We start from the raw sequence: 19,701 nt of genomic DNA, 5'->3' as shown, positions 1-19,701 counted from the left end.
AGGGGCGCGGGGCTGTGACATCAGCGGCTCCGCCGCGGGGCGCGACCAGCCACACTCAACCCGCACCCGCAACGAACCCAAACCACCCACGAACCCCCTGCTCAACCGCCGGAGGCAGAGGCGCGCCTCTCCATCGCATCCCGCGCAGCGTCCTCGCTGACGTACACCTCACACACGTGCCGCCCATCAGGCGTAGCCGTGTGCTCGACTTCCCAGAGGGACAACTCTCGCCCGTCCAGCAGCAAAAACGCATGCTCGTAGAGCGAGAAGCCCACCCCCCGACCCCCATACGGCCGGCCAAACGCCTGAGTGATCTCGTGTGCGAACGCCATCCGCAGCAGCTCGGCCATCTCCTCGCCCGGCCGGTCCACGTTCTCGGCCCGCCGCAGCAACCGGCGCCCATGATCCGCCGAGTCATCGAGCACGTACACATGCCGAGGCTCAGGAACCGGTGCATGCAGCGCCATGACCGGCACCTCGAACTCCGGCTCGTCCGGCGCCAGCGGCAACCGCGCGGTCGCGGTCCGCAGCTCCTCCCGGTCCTCGTAGACCTCGTGCTCCACATGGCTGCGGGACCCGGTGTTGTGGACCAACTCCCACAGCGTGAGCGCGGAACCGTCGGCAAGCAGCCACGTGTGCCGGTACGTCTCGCGATGCAGCCCGGCACTGTGGTGCGCGGAGTGCAGCGAACTGTCGTGCGCCAGCGCGCAGTCCAGCCGCCCTATCGTCTCGTCGGAGAGCTCGAAGGAGTTCAGGGCGCGGCCGAGGAGTCGCGCGAGATGCTCCTCAGGAGACTCGGGCGACTCGGGTGGCTCGTACGCTGCCGTCTCGTACGGAACGCTCAAGGTTTCTCCCGGCGTTGCTGCATGTCACCTTGTGGGTGCATACCGTAGCCCCTCAGCCGGACATCATGTCCGGGAACCGAGAAAACGTACGCACAGAAAACGTAGAACCCGCGTGAGAAGTTCCCGCACGCCCTGACTCAGCCTCAGACCCCCCTGGTCAGAAGGGCGTAGACGCTCCTTCCCCGCGCGCCCCCGCTCACAGGCCCCCTGCCTTCCGGACTCCACTACAACTCGCCATACAACTCCCCGTACGCCGGCCACGCCCCACCCGGCCCCTCCACCGACTCGGCGGCCCGTACCGCCCTCACGATCGCCCGCGTCACCAGATCCGCCCCGGCTGCGAGGATCTCGTTCAGCGCGAGCGGGTTCTCCTCCGCCAGCGGACGCGCCCCCGTGGCGAGCGCGAACACCGTGTCCCCGTCGTTGAGCAGATGCACCGGTCGTACAGCGCGTGCGATGCCGTCGTGTGCCGTCCCCGCCAGTTTCTGCGCCTGCGCCTTCGACAACTCCGCGTCGGTGCCGACCACTGCGAGCGTGGTGTTCAGCGGGGGAGTGCCGTTCTTCGCCGCGGTCTCGGCCAGCCGCGCCCGCGCCGCTTCGTGCACCTCCTTCGCCGGATACGTCAAACGTCCCTGAAGCAGCTCCCCGTACAACGCCCCCGTCAGCGGATCCACCGCCGACCCCGCCGCGTTGGCCACCACCAGCGCCGCCACTGTGACTCCCGAGTCGAGCACGGCACTCGCGCTGCCGACCCCTCCCTTCATGCTCCCGACCGCCGCTCCAGTGCCGGCGCCCACGCACCCCTCCTGGACGGGCGCGCCGAGCTCGCTCGCGGCGGCTGCCGCCACCGCCTGGCGTCCGGTCGCCGCGTCGGGCCTGGCCCGGAAGTCGCCGCCGCGCCCCAGGTCGAAGACACAGGCTGCCGGGACCACCGGCACCACGTGCGCCGGGTCGGGCCCGACGCGCACCCCGCGCCCCCTCTCCTCCAACCAGGCCATCACGCCCGCCGCCGAGTCCAGTCCGTACGCACTGCCGCCGGTCAGGACCAGCGCCTCGACCTTCCGCACCACGTTGCGTGGATCGAGCGCGTCGGTCTCCTTGGTGCCGGGTCCGCCGCCGCGCACGTCCACGGCTGCGACGGCACCCCCCTCCGGGGCCAGGACGACCGTCGTACCGGTCAGCCAACCACCGCCGGTCCGCGTGGCATGCCCCACGCGCAGTCCGGCCACATCTGTCAGAGCGCCAACTGTCATGGCACCCAGTGTCGCCTCCAGGGCCGTACCCTGAAGCCATGAGCAGCACCCCCGCCCCCGAACCCCACCCCGAGCCTTCCCAGGGGGTAGCCCCGGCTCCCCGGGACTCCCGCAAGCCCGCGCTGGTCTTCGACGATCCGTTGAGCCAGCAGTCCGTGGACGACTCGGACGGTGGGTGGGGCGAGCGGCCCAGCGGTGACAGTGCCGGGGACCTGGCCCGGTTCCTGGACGAGAAGCCGCCCCACCACATCTGAGCCCGGCAGACCCGACGAGCGGTGGGCGCTATCGCTCGGTGTGCCCCGAGCCGCGCTGCGCCACGAGAGCGTCGCGGATCTCCTTCAGCACCTCCAGCTCGGTCACCTCGATGACCTCGTGCATGCCCTCCTTCGCCTTCTGGCGGGCCGCCTGCCGAGCCAGGTACTTGGACATCGGCAGCACCATCAGGAAGTAGACGACGGCAGCGGTGATCACGAACGAGAGCGTCGCGCCGAGCACCGAGCCCCACATGATCCGGACGCCTTCCGCGGTGGCGCCGGCGCCTGTGCATGGTCCCTTGATGCAGGAGCTGTAGTTGTCCAGGTTCTTTGTGCCGATCGCGCCCACCAGGGGGTTGATGACCCCCTGCACCACGGAGTTGACGATGTTGGTGAAGGCCGCGCCGATGACCACCGCCACTGCCAGATCGACGACGTTCCCGCGCATCAGGAAGGTCTTGAAGCCCTCCAAGACGCCCGGATCCTTCTTGCTCTCGCTCACCAGGGAGCCCCTCTTCAGTCGCACGAGTTGTGGAGTGAACAGCTCCGCAACCTACGGCAGGGCGTGGCGACCTTGTCCAACGCCCCAGCTCCAACGAGGGGCTTGACAGCCGGCCGTTGATCCTCTTGAGCAGGTTCAGCACAGGGTCACCGCCAGTCGTGAGGTCGCGCCGGCTCCGGCCAGCCGCACCGCCGTCTGCCGCGGCACCGACAGCACGACCAGCGCACCGCCTTCGGCCACACCGTCCAGGGCCTCGGGCACCTTCGTCACCCGCACCCCGCGCGCGACCACCCGTGCGTCACCGCCGCCCACCGCCGACTCCTCAGCCGCGACGACATCGACACGATCGCCCGGCCGCAACAGCCGCACCGTCGCGCCGTCGGCGATCCGCACCGGCGCCGTCACCATCTCGACGGCTTGCCGCTCCCGCGCGGGAGCGCCCGCCACCCTCGACTCCGCCGCGACAGGCGGAGCACTGGCAGAAGGTGCCCGCGCCCGGCCGGCGTCCCGTGGCCCCGCCGCTACCAGCGCGGCAGCGGTCACGGCGAGTCCCGCGGCCACCGCTCGCCTTCTGTGCCGTACGAGCCGTCGCAGTTGGTACCGCCCGCCGCGCACCCGCACGGGAGTGAAGTGCGGCACCTCGCAGGTGCCGGGCGCATCCGTGCCCAACGGGCGCGGAAAGGAAGGGAGTAGCGACACGAGAACCACCACCAGCGGTCGGGATTTCGGCTTGCGATGCCAGACTGCGGCTTCGCGCCGAATCCCGCTGCGGCACGTGGACTACCGACCGGTTGTGGACAACTCGCTCACCCGAAGGGGGAGTTCCGCCCCCAACCCGAGCTGTCCACAGAGCCGCCGAGCCGTCCACAGAGCCGCCGAGCCGTCCACAGAGCCCCGAGCCAGAGCCCTCCGAGCCGTCCACCGAACCGCACCGAGAGGCCCCGGGCTGCCCTACGGCAGCTCGAACCCCGGATCCATCCCGCCCAGCGCCTTCGCGCACAGACAATCCCGTGCGCCGTTCTCAGGCAGTCCGGCCACCGCGTCGAACAGCACACCCCGCAGCCGTTCCACATTCGCCGCGAACACCTGCAGCACCTCCTCGTGCGAGACGCCTTCGCCGGTCTCGGCGCCCGCGTCGAGGTCGGTGACCAGGTTCAACGACGCGTAGCAGAGCTCGAGTTCACGGGCGAGCGCCGCCTCGGGGTGCCCGGTCATGCCCACCACCGACCAGCCCTGCGTCTGGTGCCACAACGATTCGGCGCGGGTGGAGAACCTGGGCCCCTCGACCACAACGAGCGTCCCGCCGTCCACCGGCTCCCAGTCCCGGCCGCGGGCCGCCTCCAGCGCGGCCTTGCGCCCGACGGGGCAGTAAGGGTCGGCCAGGGACACATGAACCACGTTCGGCACCTGGCCGCCGGGCAACGGCATCCCGTCGAAGTACGTCTGCTCCCGGGACTTCGTACGGTCCACCAGCTGGTCCGGTACGAGCAGCGTTCCCGGGCCGTACTCCGGACGCAGCCCGCCGACCGCGCAGGGCCCGAGAACCTGGCGCGCCCCGACGGAGCGCAGCGCCCACAGGTTGGCGCGATAGTTGATGCGGTGCGGCGGCAGATGGTGGGCGCGGCCGTGGCGGGGGAGGAAGGCAACCCGCCGCCCGGCGATCTCGCCCAGGAAAAGGGAGTCGCTGGGCGCCCCGTAGGGCGTGGCCACCTGTATCTCGGTCACGTCGTCGAGGAAGGAGTAGAAGCCCGAGCCGCCAATGACGCCGATCTCGGCGTTCTCCGTGTTCGCCATGACCGCACCCTAACCGGGCCCGAAAACGCCGTGGACCCCGCCGTCCTACGACGACAGGGTCTCGTAAGCAAAGACTTACGCGGCCGAGCTGCTGCTCGAGGAGGTGCCGGTGCCGGACGACGACGAGTCCGAGGAGGACGAGGCCGTGGTGGACGACGAGGTCGTGGAGGCGGCGTTCGACGTGGAGGACGACTTGGCCGTCGAGCTGCTCGACGATGAGCCGCGGCTGTCGTTGCGATAGAAGCCGGAGCCCTTGAAGACGATGCCGACCGCGGAGAACACCTTCTTCAGGCGGCCATCACAGCTGGGGCATTCGGTCAGGGCGTCCTCGGTGAACTTCTGCACCACCTCGAGGCCCTCGCCGCACGCGGTGCACTGGTACTGGTAGGTCGGCACTTGTCTTCCTCCTGGCACTCTCACTCGATGAGTGCTAACGACCATCAATAGTGACCTATTCCTCGCGTTCAGTCCACTGCCAGCGGTACGCGGTGACCGACGCCACGTGCGACGGTCCGGCCGACCGGCCTGGTCACGAGCCGCGAGCGCAGGGCCGCGAGCGTCGCCAGAGCCAGCAGCGTCCCGCCCATCGGGACGAGGAAGCCGGCGCCGTCCCAGAGGCGGTCCTCCAGCTGTCCGGCGACGGTGACGGCCGCCGCCTGTCCGAGCGCCACGGCGCCGGTCAGCCAGGTGAAGGCCTCCGTGCGGGCGCCTGCCGACACCAGGCCGTCGACCAGCGTGTAGCCGGTGATCAGGGCGGGCGCGACGCACATGCCGACCAGGAGGCCGACTCCGGCGAGGGCGACCACGGAGTCCGCGGCCCACAGACCGGAGGCGGTCAGGGCCAGCGCCGTGTACCCGATGACCAGACGGCGGCGCGGGGCCGTCTTCCAGGCGATGGCGCCGCAGACGATCCCGGAGAGCATGTTGCCCGCGGCGAACGTGCCGTACAGGACGCCGTTCAGCTCCGGCTCGCCGATCGACTCGGTGAACGCGGCGAGTGCGACCTGCAGACCACCGAAGACGGAACCGATGCCCAGGAAGGCCACGATCAAGACACGCACGCCGGGGATCGACACAGCGGAAGCGTGCTCCACGCGCGCGTGCCCCTCGAGACGTACAGCGGGCTGCGTGCTCTTCTGGGCCGCGAACAGCAGGCCGCCTACCAGGGTCAAGGCGGCCTCCGTGAGCAGGCCGGCCGCCGGGTCCACGGTGGTGCACAGCGCGGTCGCCAGTAGGGGGCCGAGTACGAAGGTCAGCTCGTCGGTGACGGACTCGAAGGCGGCCGCGGTCGTCATCAGGGGCGAGCCCTGGAGCTTGACGCCCCAACGTGCCCGCACCATGGGCCCTGTCTGTGGCACGGAGGCGCCGGTCGGTACGGCCGCCGCGAACAGCGTCCACAGGGGAGCGTCCGTGAGCGCGAGCGCCGTAAGGGAGAGACCCGCCAGGGTGTGGACGAGGACGCCGGGCACCAGGACGGCGCGCTGGCCGTGACGGTCGGCGAGACGTCCGGTGAGGGGCGCGAACAGCGCCATGGAGACACCGGTCACGGCGGCGACGGCACCGGCAGCCCCGTACGAGCCGGTGGTGTGCTGCACGAGCAGTACGAGGGACAGCGTCAGCATCGCGAACGGCTGCCGCGCGGCGAAGCCGGGGAGCAGGAACGTCCAGGCGCCACGCGTACGCAGCAGTTGCCCGTATCCGGGGCGGGAGGAGCCCGATGTCCTGGGGGACTCGGAGGTGACCGTGGATGCCACGGCCCAAGCCTTTCTGCCACCTGGTGGCGCGCCCGTGCGGGAGGCGCCGAGAGCTGTCCTCTTGCGCGGAACTGCGGTAGATACCGGGCCCCTGTGAGGGCAGCGGCCGCCATACGGTCGCGCCAGCTCTGCGTCAGGCAGAGGTGGTTCGATCTGAGTGCGCCTTCATCGTACAGGCATCAATAATCGTGCCCCTGGGAAAGCGAGAATCCCGGCCGCTTTCACCTACGAAGTGCCATTACCGCCCGTCCCTAGCCATCCCGCCAGCTTGCCGCCCTGCCCGACCGCCCGCAGCCGGCGCTCTGCCGCGTCCCGGACGGGGTCCGTGGCCACCACGAGGAGTTCGTCGCCACGTTGCAGGATCGTCGTGGGCAGCGGGACGAACGATTCTCCGTCCCGTACGACCAGCGTGACCGCGGCGCCCGGGGGCAGCCGTAGTTCGTTGATCTCGACGCCGTGCATTTTCGACCCCTCCGGGATCGCGACGGACAGCAGATGTCCGCGCAGTCGCTCCAGGGGCGCCGATTCGATGCCCAGGTCGGCTGCCTCTGCGGCGGACTTGCCCAGGTTCAGCTTCCGGGCCAGCCAGGGGAGAGTCGGGCCCTGTACGAGGGTGTAGACGACGACCAGTATGAAGACGATGTTGAAGATGCGGCGGCTCTCCTCGATGCCGCTCACCATCGGGATCGTGGCCAGGATGATGGGCACGGCGCCGCGCAGGCCCGCCCACGACATCAGGACCTGTTCCTGCCACGGCAGCCGGAAAGGCAGCAGCGCGGTCACGACGCTCAGGGGGCGCGCCACCATGGTCAGCACCAGCCCGATGGCGAGCGCGGGCAGGAAGTCGTCCGTCAGCTCGTGCGGTGTGACCAGCAGGCCGAGCAGGACGAACATGCCGATCTGGGCGATCCAGCCGAGCCCGTCGGCGAAGCCGCGGGTGGCGGGCCAGTGCGGCAGCTTCTGGTTGCCGAGCACCATCGACGCCAGATACACGGCGAGGAAGCCGCTGCCGTGGGCGAGCGCCCCGCCCGCGTACGCCATGACCGCGATGGCCATGACGGCGATCGGGTAGAGGCCGGAGGCGGGCAGCGCCACATGGCGCAACCCGTACGCGCCGAGGAATCCCACCGCGAGCCCGATGGCCGCGCCGATGGCCAGCTCCAGGACTATCGTGCCCAGCAGCGCGTACCAGTGCTCGACCGGACCGGTCGTGGAGAAGGCGACGACGAGGATGACCACCGGAGCGTCGTTGAAGCCGGACTCGGCCTCCAGCATGCCCGTCAGGCGCGCGGGGAGGGGCACTCTGCGCAGCACCGAGAAGACCGCCGCCGCGTCCGTCGAGGAGACCACCGCACCGACGATGAGCGCCTGCCGCCACTCCAGATCGATCAGGTAGTGAGCCGCCGTGGCCGTGACGCCGACGCTCACCGCGACCCCCACCAGTGCCAGTGACGAGGCGGCCGGAAGCGCCGGCTTGATCTCCCGCCACTTCGTGCCCAGACCGCCCTCGGCCAGGATCACGACCAGGGCCGCGTACCCGAACACCTGGGTCAGTTCGGCGTTGTCGAACTGGATGCCGCCGACGCCGTCCTGCCCCATGGCGACGCCGATGCCCAGGTAGACGAGCAGGCTGGGGAGCCCGCTGCGCGAGGAGATGCGAACCGCTGCCACCGCGACGAGCAGAACGAGCGAGCAGATGAGCAGGAGCTGGTTGAGGTGGTGGACAGTCAGGGGGTGCTCCCCTCTCGGTGGTGCAAGTGCTTCGTTAGCTTACCTAACTCTTGACGCTTTCTTGACGATCGCGAATGTGGCCCCGATCGCCTGAAGCTGCCTGTTCCCGACTCCGCGTCAAGGCGCGTCGAGCCCTGACCTATGGTTGCTCCAGCGTTCAGTCAAAAGCACGGCCCCGCCTGCCGCTCGCGTGAGGACAGCAAGGACAGCGATGCCCCCCAACACCACCTCTTCTTCCGGTCAGACGCGCGGCAAGTCCGGCAGGAAGAAGGGGCGCAGAGCCCGTCTGATCTTGATCGTCCTGGTGCTGGCCATCATCGGGGGCGTCGGGTACGGGGCGTTCTGGTCCATCAGCACCGTGCGCGCCTCCTTCCCGCAGACCAAGGGATCGATCGAACTGGACGGTCTGTCAGGACCCGTGGACGTCAAACGTGATGGCAACGGGATCCCGCAGATCTACGCCGCCACCGACGAGGACCTGTTCATGGCGCAGGGCTATGTCCAGGCGCAGGACCGGTTCTACGAGATGGACGTACGCCGCCACATGACGTCCGGCAGGCTCTCCGAGATGTTCGGCAAGGGCCAGGTCGACAACGACGAGTTCCTGCGCACCCTCGGCTGGAAGCGGGTCGCGGAGGAGGAGTACGAGACCAAGCTGTCGGCGGAGACGAAGAAGTACCTCCAGGCGTACGCCAAGGGAGTCAACGCCTATCTCCGGGGCAAGGACGGTGAGGACATCTCGCTGGAGTACGCGGCGCTCGGTTTCTCCAACGACTACAAGCCCGCGGAGTGGACTCCGGTCGACTCGGTGTCCTGGCTCAAGGCGATGGCCTGGGACCTGCGCGCCAACATGCAGGACGAGATCGACCGCTCCCTGATGACCAGCCGTCTCGGCCCGCAGCAGATCGCCGACCTGTACCCGCGGTACCCGTACGACCGGAACAAGACGATCGTGCAGGAGGGTGAGTACAACCGGACCACCGAGGAGTACGAGCAGCGGGGCAGCACGGACGCGTCCGAGGGGGGCTCCGCCGGGCTCGCCGGCGGCGCCACGGCCCCGGAGGACGGTCTCCAGAGCCAGCTGTCGGGCCTCTACGACGAACTGGACGACGTCCCCACGGCCGTCGGTGTGAACGGCAACGGCATCGGCTCGAACTCCTGGGTCATCGGCGGCGCCCACACCATCAGCGGCAAGCCGCTCCTGGCCAACGATCCGCATCTGTCGCCGTCGCTGCCGTCGGTCTGGTACCAGATGGGCCTGCACTGCAGGAGCGTCTCCGACAAGTGCCAGTACGACGTCTCCGGGTACACCTTCGCGGGGCTGCCGGGCGTGGTGATCGGCCACAACCAGAACATCGCCTGGGGGATGACCAACTCAGGTGCCGACGTCGCCGACCTGTACCTGGAGAAGCTCACCGGGGACGGCTACGAGTACGACGGCAAGGTGAGGTCCTTCACCACCCGCGAGGAGAAGATCGACGTCGCGGGTGGCGCCAGCAAGACCATCGTTGTCCGGGAGACCAACAACGGGCCGCTGCTGTCCGACCGCGACGACGAGCTCGTGAAGGTCGGCAAGAAGGCCACCGTCGACCAGGAGGCACCCGACCGCGGCGACGGCTACGGCATTGCCCTGCGCTGGACCGCCCTGGACCCCGGCACCTCGATGGACGCGGTCTTCGCGATGAACAAGGCCACCGACTGGACCGGCTTCCGCAAGGCCGCCGCCCTGTTCGACGTGCCCTCGCAGAACCTGATCTACGCCGACACGGAGAACAACATCGGCTACCAGCTGCCCGGCAGGATCCCCAAGCGCGGCGAGGGCGACGGCTCGCTCCCGTCGCCCGGCTGGGACTCCAAGTACGAGTGGACCGGCTACATCAAGCAGTCCGAGCTGCCCTACGAGTACAACCCGGACCGCGGCTACATAGTCACCGCCAACCAGGCCGTCGTCGACAAGGAGCAGTACCCCTACACGCTGACCACGGACTGGGGCTACGGCACACGCAGCCAGCGGATAACCGATCTCATCGAGTCGAAGCTCAAGGGCGGCGGCAAGGTCTCGACCGACGACATGCGCCAGATGCAGCTCGACAACAGCAGTGAGATCGCCAAGCTTCTGGTGCCCCTGCTGCTCAAGATCGACGTCCCCGACAAGGACGTACGGGACGGGCAGAAGCTCCTTGAGGGCTGGAACTACACCCAGGAAGCCGATTCGGCGGCTGCCGCCTACTTCAACGCGGTCTGGCGCAACATCCTGAAGCTCGCGTTCGGCAACAAGCTGCCCAAGGAACTGCGGGTCGAGGGCCAGTGCCTGTACGTCGAGCCGGTCGACACCACTGGTCCGGCCGACGAGGACCGGCGGGTGCGGGAGTGCGGCCAGCGTGACGCGGACAGCGCGCAGCCGGACGGCGGCGACCGCTGGTTCGAGGTGGTCAGGACCATCCTCGACGACGAGGACAGCGACTGGTGGCAGGCGCCCGGCAACCGCACCGACGATCCGGCCACGAACCGCGACGAGCTCTTCGGGCGGGCCCTGGAGGACGCCCGCTGGGAGCTGACCGCCAAGCTCGGCAAGGACATGGACACCTGGAACTGGGGCCGCCTGCACCGGCTGTACCTGAAGAACCAGACCATGGGCACCGACGGACCAGGCTTCCTGCAGTTCATGCTCAACCGCGGCCCGTACAACATGAGCGGCGGCGAGGCCGCGGTCAGCGCCACCGGCTGGAACGCCGCGGGCGGCTACACCGTGGTCTGGGTGCCGTCGATGCGGATGGTGGTGAACCTCGACGACTTCGACAAGTCGAAGTGGATCAATCTCACCGGCGCTTCCGGGCACGCCTACAACGCCCACTACATCGACCAGACCGACAAGTGGGCCAAGGGCGAGCTGCTGGACTGGGTCTCCACGAAGCGGGCGGTCGACGAGAGCACCGAGGACACGCTGCTGCTGAAGCCCTGAGCCGGACGGACGGCCTTTCGGCAGGCCTCCCCGTGAAAACGGCCCTCCACGCGCGTGGAGGGCCATTTCGCAGATCTGCCTCTCCGGGCAGATCAGTCTCTACGGGCGCCGACGGAAGCGACGCACTCCCGAAGGGGTGACCACCGCGTGCACTGGCCGGTCATGCGGTTCCTCGGGGACACGATCGACCACTTCGGAGTCGTACAGCAGCACCACCAGCGCCGGATCGGCCCCCGCCCTCTCCAGGCGCGCGAGCACCCGGTCGTACGACCCTCCACCACGACCGAGCCGCATCCCGCGCGCGTCCACGGCGAGCCCCGGCAGCAGGACGGCATCGGCCGAGAGCACGGCATCCGGTCCGAGGCGCTCGCCCGCGGGCTCCAGGAGGGCCATTTTTCCCCGGTGTTGTACGCGGACGAGCGAGTCCTGACCGTCGTACGCGCCCCAGTCCAGGTCGTTGTCCGCCATCAGGGCCGGCAACAGAACGCGTACCCCGCGCGCGTGGAGCGCGTCGAGGAGCGCGCGCGTACCCGGCTCGCTCCCCACGGAGACATACGCCGCCACGGTGCGCGCCTGCGCCAGTTCGGGCAGCTCCAGGGCGCGAACGGCGAGTGCGGCTTCCGATTCCCGTCCGTCATCAGCCGTCAACCGGCTTCTCACCATGAGGAACTCCTGCCGCAACATTCGCTTGCCAGGCTCCGCATCCGGTCTCGGCCGACTCACAACTAGCTCCCGTACTCTCGCTGATGCACTCATATGAGAGCGAATTAACCGGAGCCACATATTCCGAACATTGGCACCGGATAAGGTGACGGGCATGACTCAGGCACACCCCAGGATCAGCAAGGCTGTCATCCCCGCAGCAGGTCTCGGTACCCGGTTCCTGCCGGCCACCAAGGCCACTCCCAAGGAGATGCTGCCGGTCGTCGACAAGCCGGCGATCCAGTACGTGGTCGAGGAAGCCGCCTCCGCGGGCCTCGACGATGTCCTCATGATCACAGGCCGCAACAAGCGTCCCCTTGAGGACCATTTCGACCGCAACTACGAGCTGGAATCGGCCCTTCAGAAGAAGGGCGACGCCAACCGGCTCGCCAAGGTGCAGGAGTCCAGCGACCTCGCGACCATGCACTACGTGCGCCAGGGTGACCCCAAGGGCCTCGGTCACGCCGTCCTGTGCGCCGCCCCGCACGTCGGCCACGAGCCCTTCGCCGTCCTCCTCGGCGACGACCTGATCGACCCGCGCGACCCCCTGCTGGCGCGCATGGTCGAGGTCCAGGAGCAGTACGGCGGCAGCGTCATCGCCCTCATGGAGGTCGCGCCCGAGCAGATCCACCTCTACGGATGCGCGGCCGTCGACACCACCGCGGACAGCGACGTGGTCAAGGTCCACGACCTGGTCGAGAAGCCGTCCGCGACGGACGCCCCGTCGAACTACGCGATCATCGGGCGCTACGTCCTCGACCCGCACATCTTCGACATACTCCGCAAGACCGAGCCGGGCCGCGGCGGCGAGATCCAGCTCACCGACGCCCTCCAGCAGCTCGCCGCCGACGAGAAGGTCGGCGGACCCGTGCACGGCGTCGTCTTCAAGGGCCGCCGCTATGACACCGGCGACCGAGGCGACTACCTGCGTGCCATTGTCCGACTCGCGTGCGAACGTGAAGACCTGGGCCCGGACTTCCGGACCTGGCTTCGCAGTTACGTCACCGAGGAGATGTAGCAACTTTGAGCAGCACCGCGGCCCACGTCACCGGCCAGGACCACCTCTGGTCGGTGACCGAGCACCTGGAGGACATCCTCACGACCGTCCGCCCCCTCGAACCCATCGAGCTGCAACTCCTCGACGCCCAGGGCTGTGTCCTGGTCGAGGACGTCACGGTGCCGGTCTCCCTGCCGCCGTTCGACAACAGCTCGATGGACGGGTACGCGGTCAGGGTCGCCGATGTAGCGGGCGCGAGCGAGGAGTTCCCGGCCGCCCTCAGGGTCGTCGGGGACGTCGCGGCGGGTCCTGCCGGGCCGCTCCAGGTGGGCCCCGGCGAGGCCGCCCGCATCATGACCGGCGCCCCGCTGCCGCCGGGCGCCGAGACCGTCGTCCCCGTGGAGTGGACCGACGGTGGCCTCGGCGAGGGCCCCGTTTCCCGGATGCGCGCCCACAGCACGGCCCCCGAGGGTGCGTCCGGCCAGGTCCAGGTGCACCGCCCGGCTCCGGCACGCGCGCACGTGCGCGCGAAGGGCAGCGACGTCAAGGCCGGGGACCGCGCCCTGGAAGCGGGCACCGTCCTCGGCCCGCCCCAGATCGCGCTGCTCGCCGCGATCGGCCGGGGGACGGTACGAGTGCGCCCGCGCCCGCGCGTGGTCGTCCTGTCCACCGGCAGTGAACTCGTCCAGCCCGACGAGGAGTTGGGCAGCGGCCAGATCTACGACTCCAACAGCTTCGCGCTGACCGCCGCCGCCCGCGACGCCGGAGCCATCGCCTACCGCGTGGGCGCGGTCGCCGACGACGCCGAGACCCTCCGGGCCACCATCGAGGACCAGCTCATCCGCGCCGACCTCCTGGTCACCACGGGCGGCGTCAGCGTGGGGGCGTACGACGTCGTCAAGGAGGCACTGGAGTCCGTCGGCGACGAGGACGAGCCCGGCAGCGGCATCGAATTCCGCAAGCTCGCCATGCAGCCCGGCAAGCCCCAGGGCTTCGGCTCCATCGGCCCCGACCACACCCCGCTGCTCGCGCTGCCGGGCAACCCCGTGTCCTCGTACGTCTCCTTCGAGCTGTTCGTACGCCCCGCGATCCGCACCCTGATGGGGGTCGACGACATCCACCGGCCCACGACCAGGGCAGTCCTGCAGACGGACAAGGCGCTGACCTCGCCCGCCGGACGCCGTCAGTTCCTGCGCGGGCGGTACGCGAACGGAGAAGTGACCCCCGTCGGCGGCGCCGGCTCGCACCTGATCGCGGCCCTCGCCCGGGCCGACGCCCTGATCGTGGTCCCCGAGACCGTGGAATCCGTGGAGCCCGGCACCGAGGTCGAGGTGGTACTCCTCGGCTGACCGGGCCGGGATGGCGGTACCGTGTCGCGCACAACAGGCCCGACCGGGAGCGCCATGAGTACCAACGACCGACTGACCCACATCGACGAGGCGGGCGCCGCCCGCATGGTCGACGTGTCCGGGAAGGACGTGACCGCGCGCACCGCTCGCGCCAGCGGCCGGGTCCTGGTCTCGCCCCGGGTGATCGAGCTGCTGCGCGGCGAGGGCCTCCCCAAGGGTGACGCACTGGCCACCGCACGCATCGCGGGCATCATGGGCGCCAAGCGCACACCGGACCTGATTCCGCTGTGCCACCCGTTGTCGGTGGCGGGTGTCAAGATTGATCTGTCGGTCGCGGACGACGCCGTCGAGATCCTGGCCACCGTGAAGACCACCGACCGTACGGGTGTGGAGATGGAAGCCCTCACCGCGGTCAGCGTGGCGGCTCTCACCGTGATCGACATGGTCAAGGCGGTCGACAAGGGGGCGGTCATCACGGACGTACGCGTTGAGGAGAAGACGGGCGGCAAGTCGGGCGACTGGAGCCGGACGTGACGTATCGCGCCCTTGTCGTCACGGCATCCAACCGCGCCGCCGCCGGGGTCTACGAGGACAAGGGCGGCCCATTGATCGCCGAGGGGCTCGTCTCGTACGGCTTCAAGGTGGACGGGCCGCGGACAGTGCCCGACGGGGACCCCGTGGAGGCCGCCCTGCGCGAGGGCGTCGAGGCCGGGTACGACGTCATCGTGACCACCGGAGGCACCGGCATCTCGCCCACCGACCGCACCCCCGAAGCGACCCGGAGCGTCCTCGACCACGAGGTGCCGGGCATTGCGGAGGCCATCAGAGCGTTCGGAAGGGAGAAGGTGCCGACGTCGGCGCTGTCCCGGGGACTGGCCGGAGTTGCCGGGCGGACACTGATCGTGAACCTGCCGGGCTCCACCGGCGGGGTCAGGGACGGACTCGCCGTTCTGCGGCCCCTATTGATCCACGCCGTGGACCAGCTCCGCGGTGGCGATCACCCCAGACCCAGCGGCAGCGGGGGTGCGAGCTGAACAGCCCATCCTGGCCGGTCGAGCTGGTGGACGGTGATGTCGTCCTCCGGCCCATAAAGATGCGCGACCACCGGGCCTGGCGCGACGTCAACCGGCGCAACCGGGACTGGCTGCGCCCCTGGGAAGCCACCATCCCGCCGCCCACACCCACCGGGCCGATAGCGCACCGGCCGACCTACCGCCAGATGGTCCGGCACCTGCGCGCCGAGGCCAACGCGGGCCGGATGCTGCCGTTCGTCATCGAGTACCAGGGGCGGCTTGTCGGGCAGTTGACCGTCGCCGGAATCACCTGGGGCTCGATGTGCTCGGGCCATGTCGGGTACTGGGTGGACGAGGCGGTCGCCGGACGCGGAGTGATGCCGACAGCCGTCGCTCTCGCGGTCGACCACTGCTTCCGCACCATCGGGCTGCACCGCATCGAAGTCTGTATTCGCCCCGAGAACGGCCCCAGCCGCCGGGTCGTGGAGAAACTCGGATTCCGCGAGGAAGGACTTCGTCCACGTTATCTTCACATCGACGGGGCCTGGCGCGACCACCTCGTCTTCGCGCTCACGGCGGAAGAGATCCCTGAGGGCCTGCTCAGCCGCTGGCGGCGGACTCGTTCGCGAAACACGTCCGAAAACTCGCCGCGGGACACCCCACGGAACACCGCCTAACACCGCCTAACACCGACCAAATGAAATGCATGTTCGAAAATGATCGGCGATCGACCGTCCTCAGGCATTAATTTCCCGCTCTCGGTGGCCTGCTGATCGCATCGGTCGCAAAAAAAGCTCGAAATATCAGCCAGATCGTGCGACACACCGGCGGAATTGGCAGATGGCCTCACGCAAACCCCTCTACCGTGTGAGGCGTGAGCAGCAGCGGCCTCATCTACGCAGTCATTGTCGGGGCCTGGGCCGCCTACTTGGTGCCCATGTGGCTCCGTAGGCAGGACGAGCTGAATGAGGCCCGTCCGACGGAACGCTTCAGCACTGCCATCCGGTTGCTGTCCGGACGGGCGGGGATGGAGCGCCGATACGCCAAGGACCTGCGGGCGCGCTCCACCGATGAGGGGGAGCACGCCGCCGAACCGGACGGCCTTACCGGATCGGTGGACGCCCGGGCCTTCGCCATGCCTCAGACCCGGCGCGAGGCGCGGGGCAAGGTCGCGGACGTACGGGACGGTGCCCGGGGCGCACGCGGTGAGGGGCGGCCCGCGCCGGAGGGTGGGCCTTCGGCTTCGGCTGCCGTTTCCGGGAAGCGGGCGGCTGACTCGGCGTCCAGGCCGGGATCGGCGGGTGCGCCTAAGCCCGGTGCCAAGTCGGCGTCGCAGACTGGCCGTTCGGTCGGTGGCAGGCCGGTGCCTCAGCAGGGGGCCAAGCCGGGAGGGAAGTCGAGCACCAAGCCGTCGTCGTCACCGGCACAGTCCTCGTCCTCGTCCTCCTCCTCGCCCGCGTCCTCCTCCTCGGCTCGTTCGCGCCGTGCTGCCGCGGCGGAGGCCGCCGCGCGCGCCCGGCGCTCGAAGGTGCTCGCGCGCCGGCGGCGTACGACCACGGTCCTCTTCTTCGCCTTCACACTCGGCGCGATTGTGGCGGCTGTCGGGGGGCTCGCGTTCCTGTGGGCGCCGGGGGTGCCGGCGATAATGCTGAGCGTCTACATCGCGTATCTGCGCTCCCAGGAGCGGCGGAGGTTCACGTACACGATGGACCGAAGGCGCGCCGAGGCCGCGGCGCAGCGGCTGCGGGAACGGCAGCCGAGGCGGCGACCGTCCGCCGAGCCGTCCGCCGCGGACGACCCGGAGGACGGACCGGAGCCGACCAGTGACTCCGGCCTGTCCGCACTGGCCGCCGACCGCCGAGCCCTCGTGGAGCAGACCGACCACGCGGAGTGGGTCGACCAGCAGCGCGAACGCCGACGCGGTCCGGCCGGCGGCGACAGCTGGGACCCCGTCCCGGTACCACTGCCGACCTACGTGACGGCCCCTGTCGCCCCGCGCGCCACGGCCGGTGTCGACCTGGGCGCACCCGACGCGTGGAGTTCGGCACGCTCAAGCGCGGCCGAGCGCCCCGCGGCAGGGACGGCTCCGACGCCGGAGGACGAGCCGTCCGAGCCCGACGCGGACTCGGACGGCGCCGCGGACGCCCGCCGCGCCGCCTCGGCCCGCCGGGCCCGCGAACGGGGCCGCACTCCGCTCTTCGACCAGTACGAGGACGGCGACCGTCCGCGCGCCGCCAACGAGTGACGAGCGAGTGGCAATGCCCCAGAAGCCCCACCCTTGACCAGCCAGGAACGGATTTCCAAGCACCCGGACGCGGATGCTAGAGTTTCCCTCGTTGCAAGGGCCTGTGGCGCAGTCCGGTAGCGCACCTCGTTCGCATCGAGGGGGCCAGGGGTTCGAATCCCCTCAGGTCCACGCACGACTGTTCTTGAGTTCGCTCGGGAGCGGTTGACGAGATCCCGCTGATCATCATGATCGGTCGGGATCTTTGTCGTTTCTGGGGCTTGTTCGAGCCTGTTCGGGGTGATGGATGGCAGCGGTCCTTGGTGAGGGCTGGGTTGGTGTGCTGCCGCAGGTTACAGAAGGCATGGCGGCCAGCCCCGGTGCCCGTCCAGACGGGCCCGTCCCGGGGGATGCCCTGCCCAGTCCCGGAGCCGGGCCAACTCGCCCTGTTCGTAGGGAGGTTGCGGCTTTCGTGGAGAAGCGATCCGCACGGGCGGGGCCTCGCCCCGCTCGACCCAGACGAGTGCTTCCCGGGTGCGACGCAGCCAGGTCCGGCAGGTCTGCACGGTCGAGCCGTCCAGACCCGGGCAGCCGGACAGCACGAACGCGTCGATTGTCTCCGTGCGCAGCCAGACACCGGGATCGCGTGGCAGTCCGCCGCTGTCGGCCCACACGGCCAGTCGCCCCACCACGTACAGAAGCCGCCGTGCCTCGTAGCAGGTGGCCGGTACGGCCGCCGCCACCGTGGCTCGCACCTGGTCGGCGACCGGCGTCCACCGCTGGTGCGGCAGCCGCGGGCGGTAGTCGCGAATCCGGCTGGAGATCTCCGAGTTCAGGGTCACGGACCAAGACCATCGGCTGGTCAAGCAGCCGGTGAAGGGGTTGAAGCCGATCATCGCGGAAAGGAGTGCATCTGCATGGTCGGAGGCATGAACCGCAGAAGGCCGCCGCGCGAGCTTAGTGGGCACGCCTGGCGCCCTGCCTTCCCCGCAACACAGGGAAGGCAGGGCGTCCGTTCGCCGACCACCGTCGCATAGTCGACGTCTATCGCTCTGCGGCCGTGCCGGCGGCGGTCATCAGACCTGTTGCTTGCAGCTACAGCACCATTCAGCCCGCCGGTCCGTCAGCGATGGCCAGCATGTTCTCAATGAGGTCGGCGGCGCGCGGGGTGCCGCCCTCGGCCCGGGCGTCGGCGCGCAACTGTGCCGATCGGCGGGCGACTTCCGTGTCGGTGACCAGTTCGTTCAGGGCCGCTCTCAGGGTTTCAGCAGTGGCGTCCGGGGTGTCGATGCGGCGGGCAACGCCCAGCTCCACGAGCCGGTCCGCGTTCACGAACTGCTCGGCGCCCTGCGGCACGGCGATCATCGGGACGCCCGCAAGGAGTCCTTCGCCGCAGCCGCCCATTCCGGCGTGGGTGACGAAGGCGTCTGCCTGCTCCAGGATCGCCCTCTGCGGGACCCAGGAATGCACCTCGACGTTGGGTGGGATGTCGCCGATTTCGTGCGGGTTGGTGTACTTGCCGATCTGGAGCACGATGTGCCAGCCGGGCAGGTTTCCGTACGCCGCGATGCACTGGCGGTAGAACTCCGGTTGGCGCGTGTACGCCGAGCCCAGGGAGATCAACAGTACGTTCTCCGCGTCCGCTGACTGTGTCCAGCTGTCCGCGTCCGCACGTGCGTCGAAGCAGGGCCCGACGAAGGTCACCGAGTCGGTGTCGACCTTGTCGGCGTACGGCTGCATCGCCCGAGAGATCAGGGCCAGGGCCCGTGCGGGAGGACCGGAGAAGGCGTCCACGTCCGTGGTAGTCGCCCCGCAGTCGGCGAGCCAGTGTGCGAACCTCGCCCGGTATACGTCGGCACCCGGCAACTTCCGCAGGTGCGCCGCGATCTCCTCTTCATAACCGTCCCAGGCCACGAACGTCGGGGACAGCTGCATGAGGGGCCGGCCCTGCGATTCGGCGAGGGCGCGCGCGGCGTAGGCGCCGATGTCGTACAGGTACAGGTCAGCCGGGTCGTGGTCGTAGGCGGCGCGCAGCTGAGGGAGTGCCTGGATGGCGTCGTCGAGGAAAAGGTTCGCCGCGGCGATGGGGTCGTCGGGCCAGTTGTTGTCGGCAACCGGCAGCATGGAGGTGCAGGGCACCAATTCGGTGCCGGTGTCCGCGATCCGGTCGGCCACGGCTGGGTCGTTTGCGTAGGTGACCCGGTGGCCGCGGGCCACCAGCTCGCGAATGATCTCTAGGCTCGGCAGGACGTGGCTGACAGCGGGGATGCCGACCATCGCGATGTGGGCACGGCGACGGGACATGGGCGATCACTCGTTTC

General features: G+C 69.5%; 19 protein-coding genes and 1 tRNA gene. 9 read left to right on the top strand and 11 right to left on the bottom strand.

Annotated elements, in window-relative coordinates; all coding sequences use genetic code 11:
* Positions 1-101: 101 nt before the first annotated feature.
* Positions 102-845, bottom strand: a complete 744-nt coding sequence (locus tag ACFYO0_RS24030) for a DUF6227 family protein (protein ID WP_388679396.1) — start codon at positions 843-845, stop codon at positions 102-104.
* A gap of 224 nt (positions 846-1,069) precedes the next feature.
* Positions 1,070-2,098 (bottom strand): P1 family peptidase, encoded by a 1,029-nt coding sequence (locus ACFYO0_RS24025; protein WP_388679393.1) that lies wholly within the window; start codon positions 2,096-2,098, stop codon positions 1,070-1,072.
* Between the two features lie 38 nt (positions 2,099-2,136).
* Between ACFYO0_RS24025 and ACFYO0_RS24020 the strand changes: the two genes are divergently transcribed.
* Positions 2,137-2,352, top strand: a complete 216-nt coding sequence (locus tag ACFYO0_RS24020; protein WP_388679391.1) for a hypothetical protein — start codon at positions 2,137-2,139, stop codon at positions 2,350-2,352.
* A 28-nt stretch (positions 2,353-2,380) separates the two neighbouring features.
* On the opposite strand, the gene mscL is transcribed toward ACFYO0_RS24020, so the two are convergent.
* The 6 genes from mscL to ACFYO0_RS23990 form a co-directional block, all read right to left on the bottom strand.
* Entirely contained in the window at positions 2,381-2,854 is a 474-nt protein-coding gene (mscL, locus tag ACFYO0_RS24015) for a large conductance mechanosensitive channel protein MscL (RefSeq protein WP_388679388.1), read from the bottom strand.
* 135 nt (positions 2,855-2,989) lie between these two features.
* Positions 2,990-3,553: a hypothetical protein gene (locus ACFYO0_RS24010; RefSeq protein ID WP_388679385.1), complete on the bottom strand. Its 564-nt coding sequence runs from the start codon at positions 3,551-3,553 to the stop codon at positions 2,990-2,992.
* 252 nt (positions 3,554-3,805) lie between these two features.
* Complete coding sequence (locus ACFYO0_RS24005; protein ID WP_388679382.1) at positions 3,806-4,648, bottom strand: S-methyl-5'-thioadenosine phosphorylase; 843 nt, start codon at positions 4,646-4,648, stop codon at positions 3,806-3,808.
* A 75-nt stretch (positions 4,649-4,723) separates the two neighbouring features.
* Positions 4,724-5,044: an FmdB family zinc ribbon protein gene (locus ACFYO0_RS24000; protein WP_388679380.1), complete on the bottom strand. Its 321-nt coding sequence runs from the start codon at positions 5,042-5,044 to the stop codon at positions 4,724-4,726.
* A gap of 68 nt (positions 5,045-5,112) precedes the next feature.
* Positions 5,113-6,402, bottom strand: coding sequence for an MFS transporter (locus ACFYO0_RS23995; protein ID WP_388679378.1), 1,290 nt, complete (start codon positions 6,400-6,402; stop codon positions 5,113-5,115).
* A 225-nt stretch (positions 6,403-6,627) separates the two neighbouring features.
* Positions 6,628-8,133 carry a potassium/proton antiporter gene (locus tag ACFYO0_RS23990; RefSeq protein ID WP_388679499.1) on the bottom strand — a complete coding sequence of 502 codons (1,506 nt, stop codon included), beginning with the start codon at positions 8,131-8,133 and terminating at the stop codon, positions 6,628-6,630.
* A 211-nt stretch (positions 8,134-8,344) separates the two neighbouring features.
* Between ACFYO0_RS23990 and ACFYO0_RS23985 the strand changes: the two genes are divergently transcribed.
* On the top strand, positions 8,345-11,095 hold the full coding sequence (locus ACFYO0_RS23985) for a penicillin acylase family protein (protein ID WP_388679375.1): 2,751 nt from the start codon (positions 8,345-8,347) through the stop codon (positions 11,093-11,095).
* Between the two features lie 99 nt (positions 11,096-11,194).
* On the opposite strand, the gene ACFYO0_RS23980 is transcribed toward ACFYO0_RS23985, so the two are convergent.
* The gene (locus ACFYO0_RS23980) at positions 11,195-11,758 is read right to left on the bottom strand and encodes a 5-formyltetrahydrofolate cyclo-ligase (protein ID WP_388679372.1); all 564 of its coding nucleotides are present in this window, start codon (positions 11,756-11,758) and stop codon (positions 11,195-11,197) included.
* A gap of 154 nt (positions 11,759-11,912) precedes the next feature.
* Here ACFYO0_RS23980 and galU point away from each other — a divergent pair, with 154 nt between their 5' ends.
* The 7 genes from galU to ACFYO0_RS23945 all read left to right on the top strand — a co-directional run bounded on the left by galU (position 11,913) and on the right by ACFYO0_RS23945 (position 17,572).
* Positions 11,913-12,815 carry a UTP--glucose-1-phosphate uridylyltransferase GalU gene (galU, locus tag ACFYO0_RS23975; RefSeq protein WP_388679370.1) on the top strand — a complete coding sequence of 301 codons (903 nt, stop codon included), beginning with the start codon at positions 11,913-11,915 and terminating at the stop codon, positions 12,813-12,815.
* A 5-nt stretch (positions 12,816-12,820) separates the two neighbouring features.
* Entirely contained in the window at positions 12,821-14,143 is a 1,323-nt protein-coding gene (glp, locus tag ACFYO0_RS23970) for a gephyrin-like molybdotransferase Glp (protein ID WP_388679367.1), read from the top strand.
* A 54-nt stretch (positions 14,144-14,197) separates the two neighbouring features.
* Complete coding sequence (gene moaC, locus ACFYO0_RS23965) at positions 14,198-14,677, top strand: cyclic pyranopterin monophosphate synthase MoaC (RefSeq protein WP_386354115.1); 480 nt, start codon at positions 14,198-14,200, stop codon at positions 14,675-14,677.
* Positions 14,674-15,177, top strand: coding sequence for a molybdenum cofactor biosynthesis protein B (locus ACFYO0_RS23960; RefSeq protein WP_386354113.1), 504 nt, complete (start codon positions 14,674-14,676; stop codon positions 15,175-15,177). The genes moaC and ACFYO0_RS23960 overlap by 4 nt, the downstream gene beginning before the upstream one ends.
* Positions 15,178-15,203: 26 nt before the next feature.
* Positions 15,204-15,833, top strand: coding sequence for a GNAT family N-acetyltransferase (locus ACFYO0_RS23955; RefSeq protein ID WP_388679362.1), 630 nt, complete (start codon positions 15,204-15,206; stop codon positions 15,831-15,833).
* 197 nt (positions 15,834-16,030) lie between these two features.
* Positions 16,031-17,401, top strand: a complete 1,371-nt coding sequence (gene glpR / locus ACFYO0_RS23950) for a gephyrin-like molybdotransferase receptor GlpR (protein ID WP_388679359.1) — start codon at positions 16,031-16,033, stop codon at positions 17,399-17,401.
* A 97-nt stretch (positions 17,402-17,498) separates the two neighbouring features.
* Positions 17,499-17,572, top strand: a tRNA-Ala gene (locus ACFYO0_RS23945).
* A gap of 161 nt (positions 17,573-17,733) precedes the next feature.
* Here the strand turns inward: ACFYO0_RS23945 and ACFYO0_RS23940 are convergent.
* Both ACFYO0_RS23940 and ACFYO0_RS23935 read right to left on the bottom strand, forming a co-directional pair.
* Positions 17,734-18,222, bottom strand: a complete 489-nt coding sequence (locus tag ACFYO0_RS23940; RefSeq protein WP_388679356.1) for a hypothetical protein — start codon at positions 18,220-18,222, stop codon at positions 17,734-17,736.
* Positions 18,223-18,487: 265 nt separating this feature from the next.
* Entirely contained in the window at positions 18,488-19,684 is a 1,197-nt protein-coding gene (locus ACFYO0_RS23935; protein ID WP_388679353.1) for a macrolide family glycosyltransferase, read from the bottom strand.
* Positions 19,685-19,701 lie beyond the last annotated feature (17 nt).

The organism is Streptomyces sp. NPDC006365 (genome assembly GCF_042870755.1).
In the GTDB taxonomy this organism is placed as follows: Bacteria; Actinomycetota; Actinomycetes; order Streptomycetales; family Streptomycetaceae; genus Streptomyces; species Streptomyces xiangluensis.
Note: the sequence above shows the minus strand (reverse complement) of the source record. Positions and strands in the feature narration are given on the sequence as shown.

Excerpts from the sequence above, each read along its gene's own strand:
- ACFYO0_RS24025 (WP_388679393.1), bottom strand. The coding sequence starts at position 2,098 with ATGACAGTTGGCGCTCTGACAGATGTGGCCGGACTGCGCGTGGGGCAT.
- ACFYO0_RS24020 (WP_388679391.1), top strand. The coding sequence starts at position 2,137 with ATGAGCAGCACCCCCGCCCCCGAACCCCACCCCGAGCCTTCCCAGGGG.
- ACFYO0_RS24005 (WP_388679382.1), bottom strand. The coding sequence starts at position 4,648 with ATGGCGAACACGGAGAACGCCGAGATCGGCGTCATTGGCGGCTCGGGC.
- ACFYO0_RS23985 (WP_388679375.1), top strand. The coding sequence starts at position 8,345 with ATGCCCCCCAACACCACCTCTTCTTCCGGTCAGACGCGCGGCAAGTCC.
- ACFYO0_RS23980 (WP_388679372.1), bottom strand. The coding sequence starts at position 11,758 with ATGGTGAGAAGCCGGTTGACGGCTGATGACGGACGGGAATCGGAAGCC.
- galU (WP_388679370.1), top strand. The coding sequence starts at position 11,913 with ATGACTCAGGCACACCCCAGGATCAGCAAGGCTGTCATCCCCGCAGCA.
- moaC (WP_386354115.1), top strand. The coding sequence starts at position 14,198 with ATGAGTACCAACGACCGACTGACCCACATCGACGAGGCGGGCGCCGCC.
- ACFYO0_RS23935 (WP_388679353.1), bottom strand. The coding sequence starts at position 19,684 with ATGTCCCGTCGCCGTGCCCACATCGCGATGGTCGGCATCCCCGCTGTC.